This is a genomic window from Pseudomonas sp. LAIL14HWK12:I10, assembly GCF_900184205.1.
Lineage (GTDB): Bacteria > Pseudomonadota > Gammaproteobacteria > Pseudomonadales > Pseudomonadaceae > Aquipseudomonas > Aquipseudomonas kermanshahensis.
Genome location: NZ_FXWU01000001.1, coordinates 867894 through 879700, shown reverse-complemented (window position 1 = coordinate 879700; position 11807 = coordinate 867894). Strand labels below are relative to the sequence as shown.

The window sequence follows — 11807 nt, the reverse complement described above, 5'->3', positions numbered from 1 at the left end:
TGTCGCCATCGTGACACCACATCCTTACTGGTACCCAAGCGCTGAGCGATGTCATTTCCTGACTCGCCTGCGGCACAGGCGAGGATTATCTCCGCGCGCAATCGAGCGTCCTGAGCGCCTTTACGGAGCTTGATGCGGCGTAGCAGCTCTGACTTTTCAGTTTCGGAAAGGATAATGACGGTTGCTGGTCGACCCATGTCGATGCCCTTGGATAGTGAGCTTCTACAGAGCCTAGCTCAGATTTTCAGCGGTACTTCTGAAACACCACACTAGAGCAGGGTGCGAGGCGCTATTCGAGAAAGCGCCGGATCATGCGCATCAGCGTTGGCATATAGGCTTTGGGCTTGAAGTCCCGGTCCAGCACGGAGCGGGAGACTGCACCGTCAATGAGCGCAATAAGCCAGGTGGCAGCGATCTTCGGATCCAGGGATGCATCGATCTGACCTTGGGCGATCCCCCGCCGCAGAAGCGTTACCAGGTCGCCCTTGATCGAAGCCTCGCTGGCAGCGACCAAGGTGGCCATCTCGGGGTTGCGCATGCTCTCGGCAACGACCTCGACCCCGATCTTGGCGTAGACAGGGTCGGCGCACTGTTTGAGGAGGTCTTTGGCCAATCGCTCGATTGCCAGAATGGCATCGGGCTCTTCGGCAAGTTGGGCGAAGCGTTCGCTCATTTCGCGCCGGTCTTCCTCCACAATGGCCTCGATCACGGCCTGTTTGTTGGGGAAGTAGTGGAACAGGTTGCCTGGGCTCATGCCCGCAGCTGCACAGATTTCGTTGGTCGAAGTGCCGCGAAAACCTTTCTCGGCAAAGCACGCCACAGCGGCTTCGAGGATGTGCTGCAGCTTGGCCTGGTGTTTCAGAGGATCGACTTTTCTCATGCTTTCTCCGTGGATGCAGGTGCCGACCTGCAATCCCACTCGTTAGATCGACTACTTAGTCTCTCATTGGAAAAAGCGTCTACACAAGGATGTTGGCAATGCCCGCCATACGGCGTAATGCTGTTCACTTAAGAATGCCGGGGCCGCTCTGCGGCCCATCGCGGCACAAGGCCGCTCCTACACCGACCGCGTTATACCCCTATTTACAAGGCATGCGCGAACATTGTGGGAGCGGCCTTGTGCCGCGATGGGCCGCAAAGCGGCCCCAATACAGGCGATGGATAACTTAAGTGAACAGCATTACGCCATACGGCGGGCACTTCACAATCCAGAAATCGCCTTACCAGCTGTAACTCAACTTAGCCGTAACCTCCCGCCCCGGGTTGTAATAGTTCGCAGTCCCCGACCCCACCACATGCTGCTCATCAAACAGATTGCTCACATTCAGCGCAAGGTCGGTCCCCTTGGCAATCTTGTAATTCAAAGCCGCATCAAACAGCGTGGTGCCATCGCTTTTCTTGGTATTGGCCGCATCCATGTAATACCCGCCCACATACCGCGCCCCCAGCCCAACGCTCACGTCAGTATCAGGAATGCTGTAGTAGCTCCACAGCGAGGCAGAATGCTTCGGCGCCGTGGTGAACTCTTTACCCTTCAGCGACGAGCCGTCATACAGCGACCCACGCAGCACTTCAGACTCCATATACGAGTAAGCCCCGATCACGCTGATGTCTTGCGTCACCTGCGCCTTGGCTTCCAGGTCCAGGCCGCGCACGCGAGACTCACCCACCGTCTGCTGCTCGATGATGCCGCTCGGCAACACCACGGCAATGGTGACGTTCTCCTGCGTCAGGTCATAAACAGCCGCAGAGAACAACGCATCCATGCCCATGGGCGAATACTTCACGCCCACTTCGTACTGCCGGCCGGTTTGCGGGGTAACGCCAACCTGTGGCGGCGAAACGGATTCCACCATGCTCACGTAGGTCGACACTTCATCGTTGACGATGTAGGTCAACGCACCGCGGTAGGAGGTTTCGGAGAAGCTGTCGTTTTCACTCGAGGCGCCGCCGATGTACTCCTTGCTGGACAGGTCCATGGAGTCGTTACGCACACCCGCGGTAGCGATGACGCGGTCGTAGAACGACAAGTTCTGCTGCAGGAAAACAGCCTTGGTCGTGGCGTCGTTCTTTTTGCGGGTATATGGCGAGATATCGCCCGGCACGCCGGTGAAGATTGGGTTGGCGATATCGATGGAAGGCGCCAGGCCGTAGACGGAGCTTTGCTTGGTGGTGGAGTCGAGGTACTCCACGCCCACCAGGGTGCTGCTGTCGATGTGCTCGAACTGGGCATCATATTGCAGCATCAGGTTGCCGTTGAGTTGGTCGGCATCGCTGTCGGTACCAAACACGTAGCGTGGGATCGTGGTGCCAACACGCGTGGGGCTGTCGCTCAGGTAGGCGTAGCCGAAGTCATCGCTCAGCTCGCTGTAACGCAGGTTGCTGCGCAGCACGAAGCCGTTGTCGAAGTCGTGGGTGATGTTGCCGCTGAGGCTGGTGCGTTCGACGTTGTGGAAGTTGTAGCTGGGCTCGCCGTAAAATTCGCTGCGGTCGTATTCCTTGTCCAGCGGGTAGCCACCGCTGTTGGGCGAGCTGTCGGTTTTCAGGTAGTCCAGGATTACGGTGGCCGAGGTGTAGTCGGTCGGCGCCCAGGTCAGGCCACCCATCACGAAGCGGTTGTCGTCTTGCGAGTGGTCGTACTCGCGGTCGCTGTTCTGCATCTTGGCGGTGAAGCGGCCGGCGACGGTTTTTTCGTCGTTCAGCGCATCGCCAACATCGATGCCAGTCTCGGCATGGTCGTAGGAGCCGTAAGTGACGTAGCCCTGGCCGAACTGCTCGAAGCGAGGCTGTTTGGTCACGAAGTTGACCGAGCCACCGGGGTCGGCCGGGCCGAAGAGGGTGGAGTTGGCGCCGCGCAAAATTTCGATGCGCTCGTAGGCGTAGGGGTCTTCGCGCACACCGCGCATCGAACTTAAGGTCAGGCCGTCGCGGTAGGTGGTGGCCTGGAAGCCGCGGATCTGGAAGTAGTCGTTGCGGTCGTCCGAGCCGTAGAAGTCACTGATGACGCCTGGTGTATAGAGCAGGGCCTCTTCGGTGGTGCTGACGCTGCGCTGCTCCATTTCCTTGCGGGTAACCACCGACACCGACGCGGGCGTGTTGAGGATGCTGGTCGCGACTTTGCCACCCACCCACAGCTCTTTGGCGACCACCGAGTCGGCGTCGTCGTCAGCATTGGCTTTGACCTTGGCATTGATGATGACGGGCGCCAGGCGATAGTCCTCGGTCGCGCCAAGTTCGAGCGGGCCGGCAGGCTTGGTTTGCGCAATGATCAGGTAGGCATTCGGGCCTTGCTGCTCTGGCTGCAACTCGGTCCCCTGCAACAATGACGACAGTGCTGCCGACGTCTCGAGCGTGCCTTGGACGCCTTGGGTCGTGCGGTTGCCGATGCTCTGCGCATCGTAAGACAGGCTGATGCCCGCCTGGCGCGCAAAGCGGTCGAGCGCCGGCGCCAGCGGGCCCCCCGGGATGTTCCACTGCTGCAGTTGGTTGTTGTGATCAGTGGCCAAGGGTTGCGCAAGCGACGGCAAGGCATAGCTGCTGACAACCAACCCCAAGAAAGCGCCGTGCAGGGCACGATTGAAGGGGTGGCGCTGTGGAACCGGGGTCGAACTCATTTTCTCGCTCCGTGGAGTGCTGGCAGACTGGCCTGTATTCCGGCCTTCTCTACAGGCCGAACGAGAATGAGAAAACACCTCATTTATTTTCAGGTTTCTGCGCAGCACACGTCACACGCGCGCTATTGAGACTTCTACACCGCCGTCGAGGCTTACCGTGCGCCCGCTTCCACCGTTGAATGTGCCCCGTCGTCGCGGTCATTCAACTTCAGAATGTGCGCTTTGATGGAAGTACCCGCCAGGCTGACGAACGTCATGTAAAAGTCCTTACCCAGATGCAGCAATGGCGAGCCTTTCAAGGAGTCGGCGGCAGCCCTTAATGTAAATACCCCGAATTCTTCCGCGATGCTTTCGATGCTGCGCGTACGCTTGGAGGGCTCGTCATAAGGCTTCTGATACCAAGTGGCGATTTGGTAGTCGACATCTTCTCGTTCAAACACCGCATACACATGGCTGACCAGGGCTATGCTGGTTTCGCGAATCAAGCCAGGGTCGACATTGTGTTGTTCAAGCAGCGCTTCGATGGGCTGGTTCATGACAAACAGCAGGTCTTCATTCGTATAACCGGGCATCGGAGGGAACACGCCGGGAGGCAGTTCGAGGGTTGGGGCAGGTACGTCGTCATCGTGCATGTGAAGCTCCTTCTTCAGCCTGGATTGGCGCGCAGTCAATGACATTTGCCAATTGAATTAGTTGCGCGTCAAGAAGAAACAATCGCATTGCGCCCGCGGCCTCATCACTAGCCTTCGGTTAAACGTGCATCCTGCAGGGCCGGCAAGGGTCGGCTCAGTAACACGCCGACCAGCACCGCGAACAGCAGCGCCGCCACGCCCGCCACGTGCAACACGGCTTCAAACCCTCCGATGAAGGCCTGGCGGGCCAAGGGCGCCACGGCCTCACGCAGGCCAGGGTCCAGCACGGCTAAAGCCGCCTGCAGGTCGCCCGCGGCAACGCGCGTGGCCATCGTGGCAACCTCGCCCAACTGTGCGGGTGCCACGGCGGCCATGGCCTCGTGCAGCAATTGGCCGCTGCGGGCCGCCAGCACGCCGCCGAGCACACCGATGGCCAACACGATCGCGCCGAAGCGCGTGGTGGTGCTCAGCCCTGAGGCCATGCCGGTACGCTCACGGGGCACGCAGGCCATGATGTTTTTCTGCGTATCGCCATTGAGCAGCCCTGCCCCCGCGCCCAGCACCACGCTGGCCAGGGCAAAAGCGCTGTAGCTGCCGTAGCCAGCGGCCCAGGCACACAGCAGGTTGCCCGCGCCCACCAGCAGCAGGCCAAGGGCGAACACCTGGGCCGGGCTCAGGTGAGTGGCCAGGCGCATGCCCAGGCGGGGTGTCAGCAGCATGGCCACGGCGAACGGCAGCATCCCCGCCCCCGCCGCCAGGGCCGACAGTTGCAGGCCGTTTTGCAGGTAGAGCGGCAGCAAGGTCATCATCACCTGGGCACAGGCCGCATAGCCAAACATACCCAACAGGGCACCCACGAAACGCCCGCTGTGCATCAGCCGCAGGTCGATCATCGGCCGTGTCTGGCTGCGTTCGACCATGATGAACAGGCCGAACAGGAATGCGCTGATCACCAGCCGCGCCAGGGTCTGGGCGCTGCCCCAACCGACTTGGTTGGCGTCGATCATTGCCCAGATCAGGTAGCCCAGGCTGCCAGCGAAGGTCAGGCTACCCCAAGGGTCGAGGCGTGCTGCAGCGCTGTCGCGGGACGGCTCGACGCTGCGCAGTACCATCACGGCCAGCACCGCCACCAATGGCAGGTTGATGTAGAAGATCCAGCGCCAGCCCAGCGTGCTGGCGATCACCCCGCCGAGCAGCGGCGCGAAGGTGATGGTGGCGCCCATGCAGGCACCCCAGAAGGCCCAGGCGCGCAGGCGTTCCTGGGGTTCGTGGAAGCGGTGGCCGATGGCGGCGAGTGCCGAGGTCAGCAGCATGGCAGCGCCGATGCCCTTGGCCGCTCTGGCCAGGTTGAGGAACATTAGGCTCGGGGCTGCGCCGCAGGCCAGTGAGGCGATGCCGAACACGGCCAGGCCGATCAGCAGCAGGCGGCGTCGGCCAAAGCGGTCGGCCAGGCTGCCGGCGGGCAGCAGGCAGGCGGCGAAGGCCAGCAGGTAGGCGCTGACCACCCATTCGATATCGGCGAACGCGCCGGACAGGTCGCGCGCGATGCTGGGCAGGCTGACGGCGACGATGTTGGTGTCGAGGATAATCAGGGCACAGACCAGTGAGGCGGTGAGCAGGGTGAAGCGCGGGGAAGCGGGCGTGGGCATGGCAAGGCTCCGAAGGCGGGCTGGTTGTCATGGGGCCTGGTGTCATTCAGTGGCATTGCACGGACCTGTGGGAGCGGGTTTACCCGCGAACACCGGCAAAGCCGGTGCCATACACCGCGTCACCTTCTTCGCGGGTAAACCCGCTCCCACAGGGTCTCTATCACGGGCACCAACGATACCTTTGCCGCCATGGCACCAGCCTTGTAGTGTTGTCTTCACCCTAACGCCATCAGCCCCACGGCTTGTTAGCCACAGTGGCCCGCGTCATTAGCTTGCAGGTAACACCGCATGGAAATCCGCCATTTCCGCTACTTCCTCTGCGTCGCCCAGCACGGCCATTTCACCCGTGCCGCAGAACAGCTGGGCATCGCTCCGCCTACCCTCAGCCGGCAGATCCAGGACATGGAACGCGAGCTGGGCGTGCGCCTGTTCGAGCGCAGCCAACGCGAGGTGAACCTCACCGCTGCAGGCCAGGCATTGCTGATCGAAGCCGAACAGGCCGTACGCCAATTCGATGCCGCACAACTGGGCGCGCAGCGTGCAGGGCGCGGCGAAAGCGGGCGTATCGAAATGGGCTATGTTGCCTCTGCCGCGTATTCGGGCATGCTGCAGCGGCAGGTGACCGGCTTTAGCGAAAGCCACCCAGACGTACGCCTGAACATCCGCGAGCTGCCAATGCTGGAGTTGCCTGGACAGGTGCGCGATGGCCTGCTCGACCTCGCCTACGTGCGCTCGCCGATGGAGCTGCCGGAAGAACTGGAAGCCATCGCCCTGCACCAGGAAGGTTTCGTTCTCGCCCTGCCTGCCAACTCGCGGATCAATGAGTTGCCACAGATCCCTGCATCCCGCCTGGCCAATGAGACCTTCATCCTCCCCGAGCAGATTTCCGGCACGCTCGAAGTCTCGGCACAAGGTGGTTTCGTGCCACGGCTCGGCCCGCAACCTGGGAGCCTGGTCGCGGTCATCACCTTGGTTTCGTTGGGCCAGGGCATCGCCGTGGTGCCGGAGTCGGTCGTGCAGCGCATCAGCCTGGCGCAGGTGAATTACCGGCGTATCGCCGATTGCCAGGCCAGCTCATGGCTGAGCCTGATTCATCGGCGTTTCGAAAAGGCACCTGCGGTGATCAGGTACATCGAGATGATGCGCTGCCCTGCGCAGTAAAAGTCTCATCAGGGGTGAGACTTTTGGCTTGGACGATTAAGCCGATCCCCTCACCGACCGCGCCGCCACTGCCTGCGTATGCCCCCGCGATGTGACTATCCCCAGGAAGGAAATCACGATCGCCAGGCCCAGTGTCGAGCTCACTTCCACCCGGTGCTCAGGCGTATACATCATCACCGCCAGCGCCGCGGCGATGAAGATGATCACCGCCCAGGTCAGCCATGGGAACAGCCACATGCGGAACTTCAGTTCGGCGTTCTCGCGCTCCAGGCGGCGGCGCATGCGCAGCTGGGAGATGGCGATGACCATGTACACCAGCAGGGCGATGGCGCCAGAGCTGGCCAGCAGGAACTCGAACACGCCTTTGGGGGCGAAGTAGTTGAGGATGGCGATGGCCGCGCCGATCAGGGTGCTGCCAAATACCGCCGAACGCGGCACGCCGACCTTGGAGGTCTTGTTGAGGAAGGCCGGTGCGTCACCGCGCTTGGCCAGCGAATACATCATCCGCGAGGCAATGTAGATCGACGAGTTCATGCAGCTGGTAACAGCCACCAACACCACCAGGTCGACCATGAAGGCTGCGTTGGGGATGTTCATGATCTCCAGCGCACGCTGGTAGGAACCCACCACCGCCAATTGCGGATCGTTCCACGGCACCACCGAGATGATCACGAAGATCGACAGAATGTAGAAGGTGCTGATCCGCCAGATTACCGAACGCGTGGCCTTGGCGATGTTGCGGGACGGGTCGCTGGACTCGGAGGCGGCGATGGTCACGGCCTCAGTACCGATGAAGCTGAACATCACGGTGATGAAGGCACCGATGACGGCAGACCAGCCCTTGGGCGCGAAACCACCGTGCTCGGCGACCAACGTGCTCAAACCGCTGACTTCTCGGTTTGGCAGCCAACCCATCAAGGCCGCGAAGCCCAGGCCGATGAAGCCGAGGATGGCGGTGACCTTGAGAATCGCGAACCAGAACTCGAACTCGCCGTACTTGGCCACGCTGAACAGGTTGGTACCTGCCAACAGCAGCACCGAGGCCAGTGCGAAGATCCAGCTGTCCACCTGCGGGAACCAGGCGTTCAGTACATGCCCCGCTGCCAGTGCCTCGATGGGGATGACCAACACCCAGAACCACCAGTACAACCAGCCAATGGTGTAGCCAGCCCAGCGGCCAATGGCCTGGTCGGCGTAGGTGGAGAAGGACCCAGTATCAGGGTGCGCGACGGCCATTTCGCCGAGCATGCGCATGACCAGCACCACCAGGGTGCCGGCCACGAAGTAAGAAATTATGGTGGCTGGCCCGGCCGCGGCAATCGCGTGCCCGGAGCCTACGAATAGTCCTGCACCGATAATGCCCGCGATGGACAACATCGTTACATGACGCGGCTTGAAACCTTGTGCAAGGTTGCCATCAGATCCCACGGTGTTCATTGATCTTGTTCTCTTTTTGCTGACACAAGGAAGGACGGGGGGCAGGCGTAGGCGAACATTATCTCCTAGAGAGTCCATCGGAATGACACATCACTCACGCGCTGTTGTTGGCCTTTTGCACGCATTCAGAGCAACGCACCAGCAGAATTCGAGGTCCATTTAAGCCCCGTAAGGCGTAGGAAAATTACACGAGAACGTCCCGCAGGTGTGCGATCACGACAACGCTTTTCCATTCCCGCCAGATGTCGCGATTGGCATGTCCAAACGCGCCATCGGGCCGTCTGAAGCTATCGTTTTTCATTTGGGTGTGCATCGCCCTGCAACGCTTGCTGCATGGTCAGGGCTCGGATTCATGCACTGTAGGAGCAGCCTTGTGCTGCGAAGAGGCCGGTGAACACAGCAGAGATTCACTGTGTGTTCACCGGCCTCTTCGCAGCACAAGGCTGCTCCTACAGAGAGGGTGTGTTGGGCGCTTGGGCAGCGCGCTAGAAAGGGCTCAGCGCACCAGGCAAGGGCGCTTGTTGTCGAACTGCCAGCCCGGTATCAGAAACTGCATCGCCACGCTGTCATCCCGCGCGCCGAGGCCCATGTTGCGGTAGCACTCGTGCGCCTTGGCCAGCTGGTCTTCATCGATCTCCACACCCAGCCCTGGGCGCGCCGGCACGCGCACATGGCCGTCGACGATACGCAGCGGCTCACGCGTCAGGCGCTGGCCGTCCTGCCAGATCCAGTGGGTGTCGATGGCGGTGATTTCACCCGGCGCGGCGGCAGCCACCTGGGTGAACATGGCCAGGGAGATGTCGAAGTGGTTGTTCGAGTGCGAGCCCCAGGTTAGCCCCCAGTCATTGCACATCTGCGCCACCCGCACCGAGCCCTGCAAGGTCCAGAAGTGCGGGTCGGCCAGCGGGATGTCCACCGATTGCAGCTGAATCGCATGGCCCATCTGGCGCCAGTCGGTGGCGATCATGTTGGTGGCAGTAGGCAGCCCCGTAGCCCGACGGAACTCGGCCATCACCTCGCGGCCCGAGTAGCCGTTTTCGGCACCGCAGGGGTCTTCGGCATAGGCCAGCACGTCGTGCTTGTCACGGCACAGGGCGATGGCCTCTTTAAGCGACCAGGCGCCGTTCGGGTCGAGGGTGATGCGCGCATCGGGGAAGCGTTCGGCCAGGGCGGTCACTGCCTCCATCTCTTCCTCACCGCGCAATACGCCACCCTTGAGTTTGAAGTCACTGAAGCCATAGCGCTGCCTGGCGGCTTCGGCCAGGCGCACGACCGCGTCCGGGGTCAGGGCCTTCTCGTGGCGCAGGCGGAACCAGTCATCGTCCGCCTCCGCTTCGCTGCGGTAGGCCAAGTCGGTCTGCTGGCGGTCGCCGATGTAGAACAGGTAACCCAGCATCTTCACCGCCTCGCGCTGCTGCCCTTCGCCGAGCAGTGCGGCCATGGGCACATTCAGGTGCTGGCCAAGCAGGTCGAGCAATGCAGATTCGATGGCTGTCACTGCGTGCACGGTGATGCGCAGGTCGAAAGTCTGCAGGCCGCGGCCGCCGGCATCGCGGTTGGCGAAGGCCTGGCGCATGGCGTTGAGCACGCGCTGGTAGTGGCCAATGGGCTGGCCTACGACCAGGCTGCGGGCATCTTCCAAGGTCTGGCGAATCTTCTCGCCACCCGGCACCTCACCCAGGCCGGTGTTGCCCGCGCTGTCGCGCAGCACTACCACGTTGCGGGTGAAGTACGGGCCATGCGCGCCACTGAGGTTGAGCAGCATGCTGTCGTGGCCGGCCACCGGGATCACGCGCAAATCGGTGACCACGGGGGTGGTGGTGTGAACGGCGGGAGTCGTCTGCATGTTCATGGTTTTATCTCGCAGTCATCAGTGGGTCTGGCCCAGGGCCGAAGGCGCCTTGAGCTCATCGGAAGGAGCGCCCTTTGGGCGAGTGCGTACGAAGAACACGGCGATGGCTGCCAGCACCGACGTCACCGCCAGGCCATACAAGCCGCCCTGGATCGAGCCGGTCTGCTGCTCGAGCAGGCCGAAGGTGGTGGGGGCCACGAAACCGCCGAGGTTGCCGACCGAGTTGATCAGGGCAATCACTGCCGCCGCGATGCGGGCGTCCAGGTAGCCCTGGGGGATCGGCCAGAACAACGACGAGGCCGACTTGAAACCGATCGCGGCAAAACAGATGGCGACAAAGGCGAACACCGGCCCACCGGTGGTGGACATGAACATGCCGATGGCGGCGACCACCAGCGCGGCGGCTACCCAGGCCTGCTGAAACTTCCAGCGTGCCGAGCCGGACGCGAAGGCGTACATCGCCAGGATCGAGATCAGCCAGGGGATCGAGTTGAAGAAGCCAACCTGCAGGTCGCTGAGGTCGCCCATGCGCTTGATGATGCTCGGCAGCCAGAAGGTCGCGGCATAAATGGTCAGCTGGATGCAGAAGTAGATCAGGCAGAACAGCACGATCTGGCGGTCTTTGAGCAGGCTCCAGGCCGAGGGTTTGACGCTACCGACAGCCTCCCGCTCACGCTGCTCGCGGTCGATGGTGTGCACCAGTGCATCCTGCTCGGCCTGGCTCAGCCATTTGGCATCCTGCGGCTTGGAGTCGAGCCAGAAGAACACGAAGAAGCACAGCGTTACCGAGGCCATGCCCTCGATGAACAGCATCCACTGCCAGCCATGCAGGCCAAGGCCCTGGATTTGCATCAAAGCCCCGGCCAGCGGGCCGGAGATCAGCGACGCCAGTGCCGAACCACTGAGAAAAATCGCAATCGCCTTGCCGCGCTCGGCGCCGGGCAGCCAACGGGTGAAGTAGTAGATCACCCCAGGGAAGAACCCGGCCTCGGCGACGCCCAACAAAAACCGCAGCACATAGAACTGGGTTTCGGTCTGGACAAAGGCCATGGCCGTGGCCACCAGCCCCCAGGTGAACATGATGCGGGTCAGCCACAGCCGAGCGCCGACCCGCTGCAGGAGCATGTTCGAGGGCACTTCGAACAGTGCGTAGCCAATGAAAAACAGCCCGGCGCCAAACCCATAGGCCGCGGCGCTAATGCCCAGGTCGCTTTCCAGGTGCGGGCGGACGAAGCCGATGTTGACGCGGTCGAGGTAGTTGACGATGAACATGATGACGAACAGCGGCAGGACGTGGCGCTTGACCTTGGCCACGGCACTGGCCAGAGCGTCGCCTTCATTCCCGGCAGACGGAGCGAGGGTGTCGTTCACTTGCGGATCTCCCACTAGTTGTTTTTATGCGGGTTGTCTGACATGACAGTGGGGTGGAGCATAGGCCTCGCGCAGTTGTACGACAAGATCG

General features: G+C 61.8%; 9 protein-coding genes. 1 reads left to right on the top strand and 8 read right to left on the bottom strand.

All coding sequences use genetic code 11. The features are described 5' to 3' along the window. From QOS90_RS04000 to QOS90_RS03980, 5 genes are all read right to left on the bottom strand, one after another. Positions 1-197, bottom strand: a 197-nt coding sequence (locus QOS90_RS04000; RefSeq protein WP_283600468.1) for a helix-turn-helix domain-containing protein, incomplete at its 3' end; no start/stop codon positions are given. A gap of 92 nt (positions 198-289) precedes the next feature. After that, positions 290-880, bottom strand: coding sequence for a TetR/AcrR family transcriptional regulator (locus QOS90_RS03995; protein ID WP_085272371.1), 591 nt, complete (start codon positions 878-880; stop codon positions 290-292). A 340-nt stretch (positions 881-1220) separates the two neighbouring features. Next, a complete protein-coding gene (locus QOS90_RS03990) occupies positions 1221-3614 on the bottom strand; it encodes a TonB-dependent siderophore receptor (RefSeq protein ID WP_085272370.1) in 2394 nt (797 codons plus the stop codon). A gap of 152 nt (positions 3615-3766) precedes the next feature. Further along, positions 3767-4246: a hypothetical protein gene (locus QOS90_RS03985; RefSeq protein WP_085272369.1), complete on the bottom strand. Its 480-nt coding sequence runs from the start codon at positions 4244-4246 to the stop codon at positions 3767-3769. 107 nt (positions 4247-4353) lie between these two features. Next, positions 4354-5895, bottom strand: a complete 1542-nt coding sequence (locus QOS90_RS03980; protein ID WP_085272368.1) for an MFS transporter — start codon at positions 5893-5895, stop codon at positions 4354-4356. A gap of 288 nt (positions 5896-6183) precedes the next feature. On the opposite strand from QOS90_RS03980, the gene QOS90_RS03975 reads away from it, so the two are divergent. Then, positions 6184-7056, top strand: a complete 873-nt coding sequence (locus QOS90_RS03975) for a LysR family transcriptional regulator (RefSeq protein ID WP_085272367.1) — start codon at positions 6184-6186, stop codon at positions 7054-7056. A gap of 36 nt (positions 7057-7092) precedes the next feature. Here QOS90_RS03975 and gabP read toward each other — a convergent pair whose 3' ends face one another. The 3 genes from gabP to QOS90_RS03960 form a co-directional block, all read right to left on the bottom strand. Next, positions 7093-8493 (bottom strand): GABA permease, encoded by a 1401-nt coding sequence (gene gabP, locus QOS90_RS03970; protein WP_085272366.1) that lies wholly within the window; start codon positions 8491-8493, stop codon positions 7093-7095. A 496-nt stretch (positions 8494-8989) separates the two neighbouring features. After that, the gene (gudD, locus tag QOS90_RS03965; protein ID WP_085272365.1) at positions 8990-10345 is read right to left on the bottom strand and encodes a glucarate dehydratase; all 1356 of its coding nucleotides are present in this window, start codon (positions 10343-10345) and stop codon (positions 8990-8992) included. An 18-nt stretch (positions 10346-10363) separates the two neighbouring features. Continuing rightward, positions 10364-11716 (bottom strand): MFS transporter, encoded by a 1353-nt coding sequence (locus QOS90_RS03960; RefSeq protein ID WP_085272364.1) that lies wholly within the window; start codon positions 11714-11716, stop codon positions 10364-10366. Between the last annotated feature and the right edge of the window lie 91 nt (positions 11717-11807).

Bases quoted from the DNA above. Each gene is read 5' to 3' on its own strand.
- QOS90_RS03995 (WP_085272371.1), bottom strand. From the start codon at position 880: ATGAGAAAAGTCGATCCTCTGAAACACCAGGCCAAGCTGCAGCACATC.
- QOS90_RS03990 (WP_085272370.1), bottom strand. From the start codon at position 3,614: ATGAGTTCGACCCCGGTTCCACAGCGCCACCCCTTCAATCGTGCCCTG.
- QOS90_RS03985 (WP_085272369.1), bottom strand. From the start codon at position 4,246: ATGCACGATGACGACGTACCTGCCCCAACCCTCGAACTGCCTCCCGGC.
- QOS90_RS03980 (WP_085272368.1), bottom strand. From the start codon at position 5,895: ATGCCCACGCCCGCTTCCCCGCGCTTCACCCTGCTCACCGCCTCACTG.
- QOS90_RS03975 (WP_085272367.1), top strand. From the start codon at position 6,184: ATGGAAATCCGCCATTTCCGCTACTTCCTCTGCGTCGCCCAGCACGGC.
- gabP (WP_085272366.1), bottom strand. From the start codon at position 8,493: ATGAACACCGTGGGATCTGATGGCAACCTTGCACAAGGTTTCAAGCCG.
- gudD (WP_085272365.1), bottom strand. From the start codon at position 10,345: ATGAACATGCAGACGACTCCCGCCGTTCACACCACCACCCCCGTGGTC.